15 protein-coding genes are annotated in these 16,918 nt (G+C 64.7%); 6 read left to right on the top strand and 9 right to left on the bottom strand.

Translation table 11 applies throughout. The features are described 5' to 3' along the window. Positions 1-7: 7 nt before the first annotated feature. The 6 genes from aroK (at position 8) to hemE (ending at position 10,796) form a co-directional block, all read left to right on the top strand. Entirely contained in the window at positions 8-526 is a 519-nt protein-coding gene (gene aroK / locus PIN01S_RS00675; protein ID WP_084332909.1) for a shikimate kinase AroK, read from the top strand. 51 nt (positions 527-577) lie between these two features. After that, positions 578-1,684 (top strand): 3-dehydroquinate synthase, encoded by a 1,107-nt coding sequence (gene aroB / locus PIN01S_RS00670; protein ID WP_084332908.1) that lies wholly within the window; start codon positions 578-580, stop codon positions 1,682-1,684. A 7-nt stretch (positions 1,685-1,691) separates the two neighbouring features. Further along, positions 1,692-3,320: an AAA family ATPase gene (locus PIN01S_RS00665; RefSeq protein WP_084332907.1), complete on the top strand. Its 1,629-nt coding sequence runs from the start codon at positions 1,692-1,694 to the stop codon at positions 3,318-3,320. Positions 3,321-3,559: 239 nt separating this feature from the next. Further along, the gene (gene gltB, locus PIN01S_RS00660) at positions 3,560-8,008 is read left to right on the top strand and encodes a glutamate synthase large subunit (protein WP_084332906.1); all 4,449 of its coding nucleotides are present in this window, start codon (positions 3,560-3,562) and stop codon (positions 8,006-8,008) included. Between the two features lie 99 nt (positions 8,009-8,107). Beyond that, positions 8,108-9,526, top strand: coding sequence for an FAD-dependent oxidoreductase (locus PIN01S_RS00655; RefSeq protein ID WP_084332905.1), 1,419 nt, complete (start codon positions 8,108-8,110; stop codon positions 9,524-9,526). Between the two features lie 202 nt (positions 9,527-9,728). Beyond that, positions 9,729-10,796, top strand: a complete 1,068-nt coding sequence (gene hemE / locus PIN01S_RS00650) for a uroporphyrinogen decarboxylase (RefSeq protein ID WP_084332904.1) — start codon at positions 9,729-9,731, stop codon at positions 10,794-10,796. Positions 10,797-10,833: 37 nt separating this feature from the next. Here hemE and PIN01S_RS00645 read toward each other — a convergent pair whose 3' ends face one another. The 9 genes from PIN01S_RS00645 to PIN01S_RS00605 all read right to left on the bottom strand — a co-directional run bounded on the left by PIN01S_RS00645 (position 10,834) and on the right by PIN01S_RS00605 (position 16,885). Then, complete coding sequence (locus PIN01S_RS00645; RefSeq protein WP_084332903.1) at positions 10,834-11,124, bottom strand: hypothetical protein; 291 nt, start codon at positions 11,122-11,124, stop codon at positions 10,834-10,836. Between the two features lie 127 nt (positions 11,125-11,251). Continuing rightward, the gene (locus PIN01S_RS00640) at positions 11,252-11,578 is read right to left on the bottom strand and encodes a c-type cytochrome (RefSeq protein ID WP_084332902.1); all 327 of its coding nucleotides are present in this window, start codon (positions 11,576-11,578) and stop codon (positions 11,252-11,254) included. Continuing rightward, the gene (locus tag PIN01S_RS00635; protein ID WP_084332901.1) at positions 11,568-12,011 is read right to left on the bottom strand and encodes an excinuclease; all 444 of its coding nucleotides are present in this window, start codon (positions 12,009-12,011) and stop codon (positions 11,568-11,570) included. Before PIN01S_RS00635 ends, PIN01S_RS00640 begins: the two co-directional genes overlap by 11 nt. Before the next feature lie 41 nt (positions 12,012-12,052). Further along, on the bottom strand, positions 12,053-13,279 hold the full coding sequence (locus tag PIN01S_RS00630) for a beta-ketoacyl-ACP synthase (RefSeq protein ID WP_084333573.1): 1,227 nt from the start codon (positions 13,277-13,279) through the stop codon (positions 12,053-12,055). A gap of 8 nt (positions 13,280-13,287) precedes the next feature. Next, on the bottom strand, positions 13,288-14,016 hold the full coding sequence (gene fabG, locus PIN01S_RS00625; protein WP_084332900.1) for a 3-oxoacyl-ACP reductase FabG: 729 nt from the start codon (positions 14,014-14,016) through the stop codon (positions 13,288-13,290). Then, entirely contained in the window at positions 14,009-14,464 is a 456-nt protein-coding gene (locus PIN01S_RS00620) for a hotdog family protein (protein WP_084332899.1), read from the bottom strand. Before PIN01S_RS00620 ends, fabG begins: the two co-directional genes overlap by 8 nt. Beyond that, a complete protein-coding gene (locus PIN01S_RS00615; protein ID WP_084332898.1) occupies positions 14,461-15,651 on the bottom strand; it encodes a beta-ketoacyl-[acyl-carrier-protein] synthase family protein in 1,191 nt (396 codons plus the stop codon). Before PIN01S_RS00615 ends, PIN01S_RS00620 begins: the two co-directional genes overlap by 4 nt. Further along, the gene (locus tag PIN01S_RS00610) at positions 15,648-16,160 is read right to left on the bottom strand and encodes a DUF3261 domain-containing protein (RefSeq protein WP_084332897.1); all 513 of its coding nucleotides are present in this window, start codon (positions 16,158-16,160) and stop codon (positions 15,648-15,650) included. Before PIN01S_RS00610 ends, PIN01S_RS00615 begins: the two co-directional genes overlap by 4 nt. Further along, complete coding sequence (locus PIN01S_RS00605; RefSeq protein ID WP_084332896.1) at positions 16,157-16,885, bottom strand: class I SAM-dependent methyltransferase; 729 nt, start codon at positions 16,883-16,885, stop codon at positions 16,157-16,159. Before PIN01S_RS00605 ends, PIN01S_RS00610 begins: the two co-directional genes overlap by 4 nt. Between the last annotated feature and the right edge of the window lie 33 nt (positions 16,886-16,918).

The following is a 16,918-nucleotide window of genomic DNA, read 5'->3' as shown; positions in this document are numbered from 1 at the left end:
GCGTTCAGTGCGGAATGTGATCCTTGTAGGCCCGATGGGTGCTGGAAAGAGCACCATCGGGCGTTTGCTTGCCAAAGAGCTGCGTTTTCCGTTCAAGGATTCCGACAAGGAAATCGAGCAGCGGACGGGAGCCGATATTCCCTGGATTTTCGATGTCGAGGGGGAGCAGGGCTTTCGTGATCGGGAGCAGGCTATGCTTGCTGAGCTGTGCGACTTGGGGGGCGTGGTACTGGCTACCGGAGGTGGTGCGGTATTGCGGCCGGAAAATCGGCAAGCGCTGCGGGCCGGTGGTCGTGTCGTGTACCTGCATACGTCGGTGGCTCAGCAGCTTGATCGAACAGCCAGGGACAGGAATCGTCCCCTGCTTCGCACGGCCGACCCAGGGGCTGTTCTGCGAGGTTTGATGGAAATCCGCGACCCGCTGTACCGCGAGATTGCGGATATCATCGTAGAGACCGATGAGCGACCGCCACGGATGGTCGTGCAGGAAATTCTCGAGCGTCTGCAGTCTCTACCTCCCCGTTAAAGCGCAGGGCGATCTGCGTTATTCTAGGGCCCTTTCATTATCGGGGGCGTCATGCGGACTCTTCAGGTCGATCTCGGCGAGCGTAGTTATCCCATCCACATCGGTGAAGGTTTGCTGGCGCAGCCGGAGCTGATCGTTCCCTATATTGCTGGTCGGCAGGTGGCTATTGTCACCAACGAAACCGTAGCTCCTCTCTATTTGGGCCGACTGACTCAGACGTTGGCTGGCTACGGCGTGACGCCGATAGTTCTTCCCGACGGCGAGGCCTACAAGAATTGGGAAACGCTGCAGAGAATCTTCGATAGTCTTCTTGCCGAGCGCCATGATCGCCGAACGACCATCATCGCGCTTGGAGGTGGTGTGATAGGGGACATGGCCGGATTTGCAGCCGCCTGCTATCAGCGTGGGGTCGATTTCCTTCAGGTTCCGACTACGCTGCTTTCGCAGGTCGACTCGTCGGTAGGTGGCAAGACAGGCATCAATCACCCGCTGGGCAAGAACATGGTGGGGGCCTTCTATCAGCCGAAGGCGGTCATCATCGATACGTCGACTTTGTCCACCCTACCCGCTCGCGAGCTTTCCGCCGGTCTTGCCGAAGTCATCAAGTATGGTTTGATCTGCGACGAGCCGTTCCTTGGTTGGCTCGAAGACAACATGTCGGCGCTGCGTGCGCTGGATTCGGCCGTACTGACCGAGGCAATCGAGCGCTCCTGTGCGGCCAAAGCGCGGGTCGTCGGTGTGGATGAGCGGGAGTCGGGGCTTCGGGCGATCCTCAATCTGGGGCATACCTTTGGCCATGCCATCGAAACGCATCAGGGGTATGGCGTCTGGCTGCATGGCGAGGCTGTGGCGGCCGGTACCGTGATGGCTCTGGAAATGTCGGCGCGGCTGGGTTGGATATCTGTCGAGGAACGAAATCGTGGGATTCGTTTGTTGCAGAGGGCTGGCTTGCCGGTCGTGCCGCCAGTAGGCATGACGCCCGATGATTTTCTCGAGCATATGGCCGTGGACAAGAAGGTACTCGATGGGCGTTTACGCCTTGTGCTGGTGAGGCGGTTAGGGGATGCGGTCGTGACCAGCGATTTCCCGCAGGAGATTTTGCAAGCCACGTTGAGCGCCGATTACCGGACGCTGGTGGCTAAGCTCGGAGATGAATGAAAGCTCTATGACCAGTTTGCATGCTGACGAAGCCTATCTCAGCCATTACCAGTTCAGTCACGACCCGTTCGCGGCGCGGGTGCCCGGATTCAAGTTCTTTCCAGCACAGCGCAAGCCCGTGCTGGGGCAGTTGCATCATCTTGCCCGATACAGCCAATTGCTATTGGTGGTCAGCGGCCCTCATGGCAGTGGCAAGACGTTGCTGCGCCAGGCCTTGGTGGCCAGCACCAACAAGCAGGCTGTGCAGAGCGTGGTGGTCACGCCGCGTAACGAGGCCGGCATCGGGTTGGTTCAGCAGATCGCCCAGGGGTTGGGCGTAGCATCGCCCGATCCCCGATCCATCCTTGCCCAGGTGGCCCAGTTGGCGCTTACCGGCCAGGAGGTCTATCTGCTGGTCGATGACGCGGAGGAGCTGGACGATGCGGTCCTCGAACTGCTGCTCAGCCTGGCTGCGGGTAATGCCGAGGGGCGGCCGCATGTCTTCCTGTTCGGCGAACCCTCTGTCGTGTCGCGGCTCGAGCGGCTGAGCGAGGATGAAGAGCGCTTCCATGCTATTGACTTGCAGCCCTATGAAGAAGAGGAAACCCGGGAATACTTGGCGCAACGACTCGAAGGGGCTGGGCGTGGTCTCGAAATCCTCAGTGATGGGCAGATAGCCGAGATTCACCATCAGTCCGGTGGTTGGCCGGGCGGGATCAATCAAGTGGCGCGGGATGTGCTGATCGAAGCCATGCTCGCCCAGCGCGGTTCGGTCCGGCGATCGGGGTTCGCTTTCAATCTTCCGAAAAAACACCTGCTGGCATTGGTCGTGGTGTCCGTCGGGGTTGGAGCTGCCTGGCTGATGCAGGGACAGAGCGACAAGGCACCTAAGCCGACGCAAACGCAGTTGCCGCTCGGGCAAACCCAGGCCCCGGCCGCATCGGCAGAGACGCCGACTTCGACCACGTCTTCCAGCCAGGGGCAGGAGGCTCCGGCTATCGAGTTCGCGGGTTCGACGCAGCCACTCCCGTTGCCGTTGGTGGGAGAGGCTCAGCCGGTGATCCGTTCTCCCCTGGCGGAAGCGGCAGGGCAGGCCGATGACGAAGAGGTGCCGGGTGCGACCATCGAGCTGCCACCGTCCTCGGCGAGTGCGGTTTCGCCCGTGGACATCACTCCGCCAGCGACGCCTGTGCCGGCTCCTGCTCCGACACCTGTGCAATCCGCTCCGCTACCACCACCCAGTCAGCCTATTGCGGCGGTGCCTCCGGCCCAACCTGCCAAGCCAGCGCCCGCCCCGGCCCCTGCTGCACCGCCGGCACCGAAGCCTGCCCCGGCTCCCGTTGCAGCCAAGCCGGCCGTCTCGGCAACTGTCGCGGGTGGCGATTGGTATCGTGCCCAGGCCGGTTCCCACTATGCGTTGCAAGTGCTGGGAACGCGCTCGGAAAACAGCGCCAAGGGTCTCGTCAGCGAGCTCGGCGGCCAGTACCACTATTTCAAGAAGATGCACCAGGGCCAGCCACTTTATGTGGTCACCTATGGTAGCTTCGACAGCCGAAATGCCGCGCAGGCAGCCATAAAGGGGCTCCCAGCAAAGGTCCAGGCGGGTAAGCCGTGGCCACGGAGTTTCGCCAGCATCCAGCAGGAAATGGCTCGCTAAGAGCTTTCCCGCGTCCCTTGACCGGTCGGTCGCTAGCACGACCTTCCGGTCTCTTCCTTCGCTTTCGCGACATATGTTTTCATTGATTCGTCACGAAGATTTGTGACCCCGTTGGGGGATGTGTACAATGACCTCCCTTTTGCCTGCGCAAAGCTGGTGCATGCTCCTGCGCGCGTATTAAGCGGTTGAATTACAAAGCAATTCGCCTTTGTAAAAAGGCAGTCTGGTGAGAGTTCCCTATGAAAGCAGGTCTGTACCATCCTGATGAGTTCAAGGATAACTGCGGCTTCGGCTTGATCGCCCACATGCAGGGTGAGGCAAGCCACCACCTGTTGCAGACTGCCATTGAAGCCCTGACCTGCATGACCCACCGCGGTGGGATCAATGCCGACGGAAAGACGGGCGATGGTTGCGGTCTGCTGATCCAGAAGCCGGACGAGTTCCTCCGTGCGGTGGCCAAGGACGCCTTCTCCGCCGAGTTGCCCCAGCAATATGCCGTGGGCATGGTGTTCTTCAACCAGGACCCGGCCAAGGCGGAGCAGGCCCGCGCCAACATGAACCAGGCCATCGAAGCGGAAGGCCTGACCCTGATCGGTTGGCGCAAGGTGCCGGTCGATACCAGCGTACTCGGCCGCCTCGCGCTCGAGCGCCTGCCGCAGATCGAGCAGGTTTTCGTTGGCGGCGAAGGGCTGTCCGACCAGGCGTTTGCCATCAAGCTCTTCTGCGCCCGTCGCCGCTCCTCGGTGGCCAATGCCGAAGACGTCGATCACTACATCTGCAGCTTCTCGCACAAGACCATCATCTATAAGGGCCTGATGATGCCGGCCGACCTGGCCGCGTTCTATCCGGACCTGGGCGATCCGCGCCTGAAGACCGCGATCTGTGTCTTCCACCAGCGCTTCTCCACCAACACCCTGCCGAAGTGGCCGCTGGCGCAGCCGTTCCGCTTCCTCGCGCATAACGGCGAGATCAACACCATCACCGGCAACCGCAACTGGGCTCAGGCCCGTCGCACCAAGTTCGCCAACGAACTGATCCCCGAGCTGGATCAACTGGGCCCGCTGGTCAACCGCGTCGGCTCCGACTCCTCCAGCATGGACAACATGCTCGAGCTGATGGTCACCGGCGGCATCGACCTGTTCCGTGGCGTGCGCATGATCATCCCGCCGGCCTGGCAGAACGTCGAGACCATGGACGCCGACCTGCGTGCGTTCTACGAATACAACTCCATGCATATGGAGCCTTGGGACGGTCCGGCCGGCGTGGTGCTGACCGATGGTCGCTATGCCGTTTGTCTGCTGGACCGCAACGGCCTGCGCCCGGCGCGCTGGGTCACCACCAAGAACGGCTACATCACCCTGGCGTCGGAAATCGGCGTATGGGACTACCAACCGGAAGACGTCATCGCCAAGGGTCGCGTCGGCCCTGGCCAGATCCTTGCCGTGGATACCGAGACCGGGCAGGTCCTGCACACTGAAGACATCGACAACCGCCTGAAGTCGCGCCACCCGTACAAGCAGTGGTTGCGCAAGAGCGCCGTGCGCATCCAGGCCCGCCTGGACGACCAGGACTACGGCTCGCCGTTCTACGACGCCGACCAGCTCAAGCAGTACATGAAGATGTTCCAGGTCACCTTCGAAGAGCGTGACCAGGTGCTGCGTCCGCTCGGCGAGCAGGGCCAGGAAGCGGTTGGCTCCATGGGCGACGACACGCCGATGGCGGTGCTGTCCAAGCGCGTGCGTTCGCCCTACGACTATTTCCGCCAGCAGTTCGCCCAGGTGACCAACCCGCCGATCGACCCGCTGCGCGAAGCGATCGTCATGTCCCTGGAAATCTGCCTGGGTGCCGAGCGCAACATCTTCAGCGAGTCGCCCGAGCACGCGACCCGCGTGATCCTGAGCAGTCCGGTGATTTCGCCGGCCAAGTGGCGCGCCCTGATGACCATGGATCGCCCCGGCTTCGAGCGCTATGTCATCGACATGAACTACGACGAGTCAGTCGGGCTCGAGGCGGCCGTGCGCAACATGGCCGATCAGGCCGAGGAAGCCGTGCGCTCCGGCAAGGTCCTGCTGGTGCTTTCCGACCGCCACATCGCGCCCGGCAAGCTGCCGGCCCATGCCGCGCTGGTTACCGGCGCCGTCCACCATCGCCTGGTGGAGAAGGGCCTGCGTTGCGACTGCAACATCCTGGTCGAGACCGCCACGGCCCGCGATCCGCACCACTATGCTGTGCTGGTGGGCTTCGGCGCGTCGGCCGTCTACCCGTTCCTCGCCTACGAGGTACTGGGTGACCTGATCCGCACCGGCGAAGTGCTGGGCGACCTGTTCGAAGTGTTCAAGCACTACCGCAAGGGCATCACCAAAGGCCTGTTGAAGATCCTGTCGAAGATGGGCATCTCCACCATCGCCTCGTACCGTGGCGCCCAACTGTTCGAGGCCGTGGGGCTCTCCGATGAGGTCACCGAGCTGTGCTTCCGTGGTGTCGCCAGCCGGATCAAGGGCGCGCGTTTCGTCGATATCGAGGCGGAGCAGAAGGCGCTGGCATTCGAGGCCTGGAACAACCGCAAGCCGATCCAGCAGGGCGGTCTGCTCAAGTTCGTCTATGGCGGCGAGTACCACGCCTACAACCCGGACGTGGTGAATGCGTTGCAGGCTGCCGTGCAGCAGGGCAGCTACGAGAAGTTCAAGGAATACACCGCGCTGGTGGATAACCGTCCGGTGGCGATGATCCGCGACCTGCTCAAGGTGAAGCTGGCCGCCCAGCCGTTGGCGCTGGAAGAGGTGGAGCCGCTGGAGTCCATCCTCAAGCGCTTCGACTCCGCCGGTATTTCCCTTGGCGCGCTGTCGCCGGAAGCCCACGAGGCGCTGGCCACGGCGATGAACCGCCTGGGCGCGCGTTCCAACTCCGGCGAGGGTGGCGAAGACCCGGCCCGTTACGGCACCGAGCGCAGCTCGAAGATCAAGCAGGTCGCCACCGGCCGCTTCGGTGTGACGCCTGAATACCTGGTCAATGCCGAAGTCCTGCAGATCAAGGTGGCCCAGGGCGCCAAGCCTGGCGAGGGGGGCCAGTTGCCGGGCGGCAAGGTCAACGGCCTGATCGCTCGCCTGCGCTATGCGGTACCCGGCGTGACGCTGATTTCGCCGCCGCCGCACCACGACATCTACTCCATCGAAGACCTTGCGCAACTGATCTATGACCTCAAGCAGGTCAACCCGCAGGCGCTGGTTTCAGTGAAGCTGGTGGCCGAGCCCGGCGTCGGCACCATCGCCGCCGGTGTGGCCAAGGCCTATGCCGACCTGATCACCATTTCCGGCTACGACGGCGGTACCGGCGCTTCGCCGATCACCTCCATCAAGTACGCCGGCAGCCCCTGGGAACTCGGTCTGGCGGAAACCCACCAGACCCTGCGCGGCAACGACCTGCGCGGTAAGGTCCGGGTGCAGACCGACGGCGGCCTGAAGACCGGCCTCGACGTGATCAAGGCGGCGATCCTCGGCGCCGAGAGCTTCGGCTTCGGCACCGCGCCGATGATCGCGCTGGGCTGCAAGTACCTGCGCATTTGCCACCTGAACAACTGCGCCACCGGTGTCGCCACTCAGAACGACAAGCTGCGCAAGGACCACTTCATCGGCACCGTCGACATGGTGGTGAATTTCTTCACCTACGTCGCCGAGGAAACCCGTGAGTGGCTGGCCAGGTTAGGTGTTCGCAGCCTCGGCGAGCTGATCGGCCGTACCGACCTGCTGGAAGTCCTGCCGGGCGAAACCGAGAAGCAGCAGCATCTGGACCTGAGTCCGCTGCTCGGCAGCGATCTGATCCCGGCCGACAAACCGCAGTTCTGCCAGGTCGAGAAGAACCCGCCGTTCGACCAGGGCCTGCTGGCCGAGAAGATGGTCGAGTTGGCGAAAGAAGCCATCGCGGCCAAGAGCGGCGGCGAGTTCGAGCTGGAAATCTGCAACTGCGACCGCTCCATCGGTGCGCGGGTGTCCGGCGAGATCGCCAAGGCCCACGGCAACCAGGGCATGAGCGACGCACCGGTCACCTTCCGCTTCAAGGGCACCGCCGGTCAGAGCTTCGGCGTGTGGAACGCCGGCGGCCTGAACCTGTACCTGGAAGGCGATGCCAACGATTACGTTGGCAAGGGCATGACCGGCGGCAAGCTGGTGATCACCCCGCCGCAGGGCAGCCCGTTCAAGTCCGAGGAGTCGGCGATCATCGGCAACACCTGCCTCTATGGCGCGACCGGCGGCAAGCTGTTCGCCGCCGGAACCGCGGGTGAGCGTTTCGCCGTGCGTAACTCCGGCGCCCATGCGGTGGTGGAAGGCACTGGCGACCATTGCTGCGAATACATGACCGGCGGTTTCGTCTGCGTACTCGGCAAGACCGGCTACAACTTCGGTTCGGGCATGACCGGTGGTTTCGCCTACGTACTCGACCTCGACAACAGCTTCTACGACCGGGTGAACCACGAGCTGGTGGAAATCCAGCGGATCAACAACGAGTCGATGGAAGCCTACCGCAGCCACCTGCAGCGCGTGCTCGCCGAGTACGTGCAGGAAACCGGCAGCGAGTGGGGCCGCAACCTGTCGGAGAACCTGGACGACTACGTGCGCAAGTTCTGGCTGGTCAAGCCGAAGGCCGCGAGCCTGGCGTCGTTGTTGTCGACCACCCGGGCGAATCCGCAATAAGACAGCCGCAAGCCGCAGGCCCTGGAAGGGGCCCGCGTAACCGTGATAAGTCTTGCAGCTTGCAGCTTGAAGCTCGCCGCTGCTGTAAAGAGGTTTCAAATGACTGAACGTCTGAACAACGACTTCCAGTTCATCGAGGTCGGGCGCAAGGACCCGAAGAAGAAGCTGCTGCGCCAGCGCAAGAAGGAATTCGTCGAGATCTACGACCTGTTCAAGCCGCAGCAGGCGGCGGACCAGGCCCATCGCTGCCTGGGTTGCGGCAACCCGTATTGCGAGTGGAAGTGCCCGGTGCACAACTTCATCCCGAACTGGTTGAAGCTGGTTTCCGAGGGCAACATCCTGGCGGCGGCCGAGCTGTCGCACCAGACCAACACCCTGCCGGAAGTCTGCGGCCGCGTTTGTCCGCAGGACCGTCTCTGCGAAGGCGCCTGCACCCTCAACGACGGCTTCGGCGCGGTGACCATCGGCTCGGTGGAGAAGTACATCACCGACACGGCCTTCGCTATGGGCTGGCGGCCGGACATGTCCAAGGTCAAGCCGACCGGCAAGCGTGTCGCGGTGATCGGTGCCGGTCCGGCCGGTCTCGGTTGTGCCGATGTGCTGGTGCGCAACGGCGTGACCCCGGTGGTCTTCGACCGCAATCCGGAGATCGGCGGCCTGCTGACCTTTGGCATCCCCGAGTTCAAGCTGGAAAAGACCGTGCTGAGCCGCCGTCGTGAAGTCTTCACCGGCATGGGCATCGAATTCCGCCTCAATACCGAGGTGGGCAAGGACATCACCATTGACCAGTTGCTCGCCGAATACGATGCCGTGTTCATGGGCATGGGCACCTACACCTACATGAAGGGCGGTTTCCCCGGCGAGGACCTGCCGGGCGTCTACGACGCGCTGGACTTCCTGATCGCCAACGTCAACCGCAACCTCGGCTTCGAGAAGTCGGCGGACGACTTCATCGACATGAAGGGCAAGAAGGTCGTGGTGCTGGGCGGTGGCGACACCGCGATGGATTGCAACCGCACCTCCATCCGCCAGGGTGCGAAGAGCGTGACCTGCGCCTATCGCCGCGACGAAGAGAACATGCCGGGTTCGCGCCGCGAGGTGAAGAACGCCAAGGAAGAGGGCGTGAAGTTCCTCTTCAACCGCCAGCCCATCGCCATCGTCGGTGAAGACAAGGTGGAAGGCGTGAAGGTGGTCGAGACCCGTCTGGGTGAGCCGGATGCCCGCGGTCGCCGCAGCCCCGAGCCGATCCCGGGTTCCGAGGAAATCCTGCCGGCCGACGCGGTGGTCATCGCCTTCGGCTTCCGTCCGAGCCCGGCCCCGTGGTTCGAGCAGTTCGAGATCAAGACGGACAGCCAGGGCCGCGTGGTCGCACCGGAGCAGGGCCCGTTCAAGCACCAGACCAGCAACCCGAAGATTTTCGCCGGTGGCGACATGGTACGGGGCTCCGACCTGGTGGTAACGGCGATCTTCGAAGGCCGTCAGGCCGCCGAGGGCATCCTCGACTATCTGGGTGTCTGACGACGCAGCGGCAAGCTATGAGCGGCAAGTAAAAGCGGAAAGACCTAGACTGGCCTCGCTTGCAGCTTGCAGCTTGCAGCTTGCAGCTTGCAGCTTTCGCGAAGCGAGACAAATTGCCGCAATAGATAAAAGGCACGGCACCCGCCGTGCCTTTTGCTTTCCGCTCTGCGAAAATGCCCGCACTTTTTTGTTGGACACTGCCATGACCGCTCTGAAGAACGATCGCTTCCTTCGCGCCCTGCTCAAGCAACCCGTGGATGCCACCCCCGTCTGGATGATGCGCCAGGCCGGACGTTATCTCCCCGAGTACCGCGCCACCCGGGCCAAGGCCGGCGACTTCATGAGCCTGTGCATGAACCCGCAGTTGGCCTGCGAAGTCACCTTGCAGCCGCTGGATCGCTACCCGCAGATCGACGCGGCGATTCTCTTCTCCGACATCCTCACCGTCCCCGATGCCATGGGCCTCGGTCTGTACTTCGAGACCGGCGAAGGCCCGCGCTTCAAGAAGGTGGTGTCCAGCCCTGCGGATATCGAGGCCTTGCCGATTCCCGATGCGGAAAAGGACTTGGGCTACGTCATGGATGCGGTGCGTACCATCCGTCGCGAGCTGAACGGACGGGTGCCGCTGATCGGCTTCTCCGGCAGCCCCTGGACCCTGGCCACCTACATGGTGGAAGGCGGTTCGTCGAAGGACTTCCGCAAGTCCAAGGCGATGCTCTACGACAACCCGCAAGCCATGCACGCCCTGCTGGACAAGCTGGCGCAGTCGGTGACCGCCTACCTGAACGGCCAGATCGAGGCAGGCGCCCAGGCGGTGCAGATTTTCGATTCCTGGGGTGGCAGCCTGTCGGCGGCGGCCTATCAGGAGTTCTCCCTGGCTTACATGAAGAAGATCGTCGCGGGGCTGATCCGCGAACGTGAGGGCCGGCGCGTTCCGGTGATCCTGTTCACCAAGGGCGGCGGCCTGTGGCTGGAGTCCATGGCCGATAGCGGTGCCGAAGCCCTTGGCCTGGATTGGACCTGCGACATCGGCAGCGCCCGCGCCCGCGTTGGCGCCAAGGTGGCGTTGCAGGGCAACATGGACCCCTCGGTGCTCTACGCCAACCCGGCGGCGATCCGCGCTGAAGTAGCGCGCATCCTGGCCAGCTACGGCGAGGGCTCAGGCCACGTATTCAACCTCGGCCACGGCATCACCCCGGAAGTCGATCCGGCCAATGCCAAGGCGTTCTTCGAGGCGGTCCACGAGCTGTCCGGCCAGTACCACCGCTGAGTCTTCGCGACCGGCCCTTCGCCTGGGATGCCGGCCATCAGGGCTGTTGGTAATGGCCCGGCGTGGTGCCCGGTTCGTGTTCGCGAACCAGCTTGGTGACCCGGATATCCGTAATCCCCACGACCTGTGCCTGGCGTAGCAGCTCTTCCTCCGAGGCATCGGGTGCGGGCATCACCAGGCTGTTTTCCGCATCGGCCTGGTGCAATTCCATCAGGTAGCGTGCGGCCCGCTCCCGCGGAAAGCGTTCGCTGTCCGCTTCGACGATCTGCGCGCGCGGGTCGTTCTTGTAGATGTAGTTGATCTCGAATTTGTGCTTGTGGCTGAACATCGGAACTCCTCGTCGAGGGACGGATGATGGCGCCTGGGCGCGCTTTTCTGTTGACTCGATGGGGGCTGCGGGGTTCGCGCAGAAAGACAAACGCCCCGGCGAGCGGGGCGTTCGGCTTGCGGTGGAGTCAGGGCTGGCGCAGCGAGCGTACGTAGTGCACCAGTGCCTGCTGCTCGGCGGCGTCGAGCTTGTCGGCGAACGCCGGCATGGCGCGGGGGCCCTTGCGGATCGCTTCGAGGATATCCTCGTCGCTTTCCCGCTCCTGCCATCTCGCCTTGCTCAGGTTCTGGGCGAAGAACAGGTAGCCGCGCCAGGTCTTGGCCCGACCATCGTCGCCGTGGCAGCGGGCGCAGTGCTGGCGATACAGCGCTTCGCCGTCTACCTCGGCCTGGGCCAGCGGAGCGAGTGCGATCAGGCTGGCAGCCAGCGTCAGAGCCCAGGCTTTACTGGACATTGGCCAACTGCCCCTTGAGCGCCACGCCCGCCATCAGCGCGCCGGCATGGCACTCGTACTTCGCGGCATCCTTGTACTCCTTGTTCTTGTAGTTGCTGGCGATGTTCACCACGGCGTTGGCGCCGGCGGCCTTGGCTGCCTGCTGCAGGCGAATCAGGGCGGATTGCAGCACCCAGCGGCAGGCAACCTCGTCGCTCTTGTTGAAGGCGTTGGTCTTCTGGCTGGTGGTGATGTTCGGGTTGACTACCGTGACCTTGCCGGCCGGTTGGTTGCCGGCCAGGTAGAACTTCACGCTGCCGTCCAGGCGGCCGGCCTGGGTGGCTTCCTCCACCACGCTGGCGAAGTCCAGGTAGTGGGTGGTATCGCGTGCCTGGCTGATCCCCGGTAAAGCGCAGAGCATGAGGGCGGCGCCGATCCATGTTGCTTTCTTCATTGTTGTCTCCTTGCGGTGTGGGTGAATCCGTTTGCCGCCGCTCAGCTCCAGCGGCGGAAGATCAGCGAGGTGTTCACCCCGCCGAACGCGAAATTGTTGTTCATCACGTAGCCATGGCTCATGTGCCGTGGCTCGCCCATCAGGTAGTCGAGTTCGCCGCAGCGTGGGTCGACCTGTTCCAGGTTCAGCGTGTGGATGTAGCGGTCGCGGTTCATCATTTCGATGCTGAACCAGGATTCCAGCGCGCCGCAGGCCCCCAGGGTGTGGCCGAGGAAACTCTTCTGCGAGCTGATCGGCATGCGACTGCCGAACAACTCCTGGGTGGCCAGGGTCTCGGCGATATCGCCCTGCTCGGTGGCGGTGCCGTGGCCGTTCACGTAGCCGATGGCCTCCGGCGCCAGCCCTGCATCCTCCAACGCCAGCTCCATGGCGCGGCGCATGGTCGCCTGCTCCGGCTTGGTGATGTGCTGGCCGTCGGCGTTGCTGCCGAAGCCGACGATCTCCGCGTGGATGCGCGCACCGCGGGCCAGGGCGTGTTCCAGTTCTTCCAGCACCAGCATGCCGGCGCCTTCGCCGATCACCAGGCCATCGCGGCCATTGTCGTAGGGACGTGGCGAGGTATGCGGTGCGTCGTTCTTCAGGCTGGTGGCGTAGAGCGCGTCGAACACCATGGCTTCGGTGGGGCAGAGTTCTTCGGCGCCGCCGGCGATCATCATCGGCAGGCGACCGAACTTGATCGCCTCGTAGGCATAGCCGATACCCTGGCTGCCGCTGGTACAGGCGCTGGAGGTGGGGATCACCCGGCCCTTGAGGCCGAAGAAGATGCTGATATTGGCCGCCGTGGTATGCGGCATCATGCGCACGTAGGAATTGGCATTGAGCCCGTCCGCCACCGAGTTGAGCAGCATGTTGCCGAACGCCTTGACCTCGTCGGTGCTGCCGGTGGACGAGCCGCTGGCCACGCCCATGCGGCCGTCCTGGATGCAGGGATCGCCGAGCAGGCCGGCGTCCTCCAGGGCGCGCTCCGCCGCCGCCACCGACATCCGCGACACCCGGCCCATGCTGCGCAATTGCTTGCGGGTCCAGTGGCGGGGCACGGCGAAGTCGTCGATCGGCCCGGCCAGGCGGGTATTCAGCTCGGTATAGCGGTCCCACTCGTCCATGCGGCGGATGCCGCTGCGGTTGGCGGCGAAGTTCGCCTCGATCGTCGTCCAGTCGTTGCCCAGGGCGGTGATGCCGGCCATGCCGGTCACCACCACACGCTTCAAGGATGCCATCAGCACAGCCCTCCGTTCACTGCGAGGACCTGGCGGGTGATGTAGGCCGCCTCCTCGGACATCAGGAAATTCACCGCCCCGGCCACTTCTTCCGGCGTGCCCATGCGCTGGGCCGGGATCATCTTCAGCAATTCTTCCACCGGCACCTGTTCGTCCAGCATGTCGGTGTCGATCAGCCCCGGCGCCACGCAGTTGACGGTGATCCGGCGCTTGCCCAGTTCGATGGCCAGGGCCTTGGCCGCACCGATGACGCCGGCCTTCGAAGCGCTGTAGTTGACCTGCCCGCGATTGCCGATCAGCCCGGAAACCGAGGTGATGCAGACGATCCGGCCCGGCTGGCGGCGGCGGATCATCGGCATGATCAGCGGGTGCAGCACGTTGTAGAAACCATCGAGATTGGTACGCAGCACCGCATCCCAGTCCTCGTCGGTCAGCGCCGGAAAGGCGCCGTCGCGGGTCAGGCCGGCATTGCAGACCACACCGTAATAGGCACCGTGGGCCTCCATGTCCGCTTCCAGGGCGGCCCGGCAGGCAGCGCGGTCAGCGACGTCGAACTGCAGGATGCGGGCCTGGCGGCCGAGGGTTTCGATCTCGGCGCGGACCGCTTCGGCTTCGTCACGGCGCGAGAGGCAGTGCAGCACCAGGTCGTACCCGGCACGCGCCAGGCGCAGGGCGATGGCGCGGCCGATGCCGCGGCTGGAGCCGGTTACCAGAATCGGATCAGTCATGAGCGGGCTCCTGAAGATAGCGGGCCACTTCCGGTGGCCGGAACACGTTGAGTCGGGCGAATGCCTCGATGCCGGGGCCGCTCAGCCGGCACTCGAAAACGCCCATGCCGTTGTCGTCCTGCAGCGAACGGATGGCATGGATGTGCAGGTCGGCACCGGCGACGAAGGCTTCGACGTTGCATTGGTAACTGCGGGTGCCGAGCAGGAAGCCCAGCTCCACCGGCTCGCCGCGCACGCGGGCCTGGCAGCCGGCGTAGGCGGCCACGCTCTGCGCCATCAGCTCGACGCCGACCCAGGCCGGCAGGCTGCCGTCTTCGCGGTTGAACAGGCCGCCGGGGCGCACGGTGGCGCGGGTCTCCACGTCTTCGTCGCCGAAGCGCTCCACCGCGTCGAGCAGGATCATGTCGCCGGCATGCGGCAGGAGTTCGGCGATCGGCCAATCGATCATGCGGCCCCCAGAATCAGGCTGATGTTATTGCCGCCGAAGGCGAAGGAATTGCTCATCAGGTAGCGCTGCCGTTCGCCGAGGCGAGTATCGCCATCGACGAAGGCCAGCGGCGCCAACTGCGGGTCGGCGACACCGTCCCAGCGGTGCGGCGGCAGCCGGCCGTCGCGGTTCTCCGCGCTCAGGCACAGCCAGCAGAACGCCGCTTCCAGCGCGCCGGCGGCACCGAGGGTGTGGCCGGTGAGCGGCTTGGTGGACGAGCAGGGCACGCCAGCGGGAAATACCGCATTCACGGCCAGGCTCTCCATGGCGTCGTTGTGCGCCGTGGCGGTGCCGTGCAGGTTCAGGTAGCCGATCTGCCCGGACTCCAGCCCGGCGTCGGCCAGCGCCTTGAGCATCGCCTGGCGGGCGCCGCGGCCTTCCGGCTCCGGGGCGGAGATGTGGTGGGCATCGGAGCTGGCGCCGGCGCCGAGCAGTGCGATCGTCCGGCCCTGCGTCGATTCTTTGGTCATAAGAAAGAGCGCCGCCGCTTCGCCGATGTTGATGCCGTTGCGATTCGCGGAAAACGGGTTGCAGCGCTGGGCGGAAACCGCTTCCAGGGAGCCGAAGCCTTGCAGGGTCAGGCCGCAGAGCGAATCCACGCCGCCGCACAGCACGGCGTCGCAGATGTTCAGGTCGAGCAGCCGGCGCGCGCTGAGCAGGGCCCGGCCGCTGGAGGTGCAGGCGGTGGAGATGGCGTAGGTCGGGCCGTCGAGCTGCAGCCACTCGGCGAGGAAGGCGGCGGGCGCGGCCAGTTCCTGCTGGCGATAGCGGTAGTCGTCGGGGAAGCAGCCGTCCTGCACATAGCGGGCGATGCCGCCGGTGGCTTCGTGGATGCCGGAGGTGCTGGTGCCGAGCACCACGCCGATGCGCCCCCGGCCGTAGCGGGCGATGGCCTGGCGGATATCCGTTTCGATTTCCAGGGCGACGGCCAGCAGCAACCGGTTGTTGCGTGTCGCATGGTCGGCCAAGCCGTCGGGGATGGCCGGCAACGGGACGTCCACGGCACCGACCAGCAGCGGACCCTCGCTGCGCCAGCCGTCCTGCTCGCGCAGGCCGGAAACATCGCCGGCGAACAGGCGCTCGGCCACGGCGCGTTTGCCGGCACCGAGGGCGCAGATCACTCCGAGGGCGTTCAGGTAGGCGGTCATGGTGTGGCTCCTCGCTCATGCGCGGGGAGCGCAGTGACGCGGTAATGCAGGCCGTCGGCGGCCACCAGGTCGAAGTCCAGCGGTGCGCGGTAGGCCACTCGCCAGCGTGGCTGACCATTGTCGAACAGCTGCCGCGCCTTGTCGTCGGCCGTCCAGCGGACCGACGGATAGCGTTGTGCAAGTTCCTCCGTCGGCGTCAGGGCGAACAGCAGGGCAGCGAACAGTTCGCGCGCCTCCGGGTTCGGCGGCAGCAGACCGTCGTTCTGCCAGTCTTGTTGCACCAGCAACTGCCGGGCGCGGGGGATGCCCAGCGGGTCCAGCAGCGACCAGCGCAGCGCGCCGTCTTCCCGTTGCACCACCAGCAGCCAGTCCTGGCGCTGGTCGTCCTGCTGGCGCAGCACATGCAGCTGCAACGGCCAGTCGAGTGCCGGGGCGGCCACGGGCAACGGCGCCTGGTGGCTACAGGCGCCGAGCAGCAGGGCGAGGAGCAGCGGCCAGGGGCGAATCATCGGGCCGCTGCCTCCAGGGGTTTGCGCACCGCCGCATTCACCAGGGTTTCCTCGCGCTGGCCGAAGGGCTTCGGCCGGCGCAGACCCCAGCGTTCCAACAGGCCGAAGTCGGTCGACCGGCTCCACCAGAGGTACGGGTAGGAGACGTTCCGTTCGTCGAACACGAAGCCCTGCCGGCGCAGCATGCCGAGGTACTGGTCGGCGCTCTTCTGTACGTGCATCGGATGGCGGAACAGCCAGCGAATCACCCAGGTGTCGATGTAGGCCTTGGTCGATTCGGCGAACAGCAGCCAGCCGCCGGGCTTGAGCACGCGCGAGAACTCGGCGAGGGCTTTTTCCTGCTCCACCAGGTGATGAAAGGTCTGGTGGCAGAACAACAGGTCGACGCTGGCATCGGGCAGCCGGATGGCCGCGCAGTCGCTGGCGATCAGCTCGACGTCCAGCGACTGCCGCCCGGCCTCGGCGCGTGCGCAGTCGAGGCTGTGCGGATCGGCATCGAGACCGATGAGCCGGACCGGCTGGAAGGCGTCCGCCAGCAGGCGGAAGGACTTGCCCTGGCCGCAGCCGGCATCCAGCAGCACGGGGCGCTCCGGCAGCGGCGGGTCGATCAGCCGCAGCAGATCGTTGATCGCCACGCGCAGCACGTGGTGCTGCCAGGTGTGGCTCTGCAGGAACCAGAACCCGAAGCGGGTCTCTTCGACGTAGGTGGGGGCGGCGCGGTCCATGGATGTCCTTATCGGCGGTGTGGCGTTCATCGG

This window comes from Pseudomonas indica NBRC 103045 (assembly GCF_002091635.1).
Taxonomy (GTDB): Bacteria; Pseudomonadota; Gammaproteobacteria; order Pseudomonadales; family Pseudomonadaceae; genus Pseudomonas_M; species Pseudomonas_M indica.
This window is presented reverse-complemented; position numbering and strand designations above follow the sequence as displayed.

Bases quoted from the DNA above. Each gene is read 5' to 3' on its own strand.
- PIN01S_RS00635 (WP_084332901.1), bottom strand. From the start codon at position 12,011: ATGAAGAAAGCAACATGGATCGGCGCCGCCCTCATGCTCTGCGCTTTA.
- PIN01S_RS00610 (WP_084332897.1), bottom strand. From the start codon at position 16,160: ATGATTCGCCCCTGGCCGCTGCTCCTCGCCCTGCTGCTCGGCGCCTGT.
- PIN01S_RS00605 (WP_084332896.1), bottom strand. From the start codon at position 16,885: ATGGACCGCGCCGCCCCCACCTACGTCGAAGAGACCCGCTTCGGGTTC.
- PIN01S_RS00655 (WP_084332905.1), top strand. From the start codon at position 8,108: ATGACTGAACGTCTGAACAACGACTTCCAGTTCATCGAGGTCGGGCGC.
- gltB (WP_084332906.1), top strand. From the start codon at position 3,560: ATGAAAGCAGGTCTGTACCATCCTGATGAGTTCAAGGATAACTGCGGC.
- aroB (WP_084332908.1), top strand. From the start codon at position 578: ATGCGGACTCTTCAGGTCGATCTCGGCGAGCGTAGTTATCCCATCCAC.
- PIN01S_RS00615 (WP_084332898.1), bottom strand. From the start codon at position 15,651: ATGACCGCCTACCTGAACGCCCTCGGAGTGATCTGCGCCCTCGGTGCC.
- fabG (WP_084332900.1), bottom strand. From the start codon at position 14,016: ATGACTGATCCGATTCTGGTAACCGGCTCCAGCCGCGGCATCGGCCGC.
- PIN01S_RS00665 (WP_084332907.1), top strand. From the start codon at position 1,692: ATGACCAGTTTGCATGCTGACGAAGCCTATCTCAGCCATTACCAGTTC.
- PIN01S_RS00640 (WP_084332902.1), bottom strand. From the start codon at position 11,578: ATGTCCAGTAAAGCCTGGGCTCTGACGCTGGCTGCCAGCCTGATCGCA.
- hemE (WP_084332904.1), top strand. From the start codon at position 9,729: ATGACCGCTCTGAAGAACGATCGCTTCCTTCGCGCCCTGCTCAAGCAA.
- PIN01S_RS00620 (WP_084332899.1), bottom strand. From the start codon at position 14,464: ATGATCGATTGGCCGATCGCCGAACTCCTGCCGCATGCCGGCGACATG.
- PIN01S_RS00645 (WP_084332903.1), bottom strand. From the start codon at position 11,124: ATGTTCAGCCACAAGCACAAATTCGAGATCAACTACATCTACAAGAAC.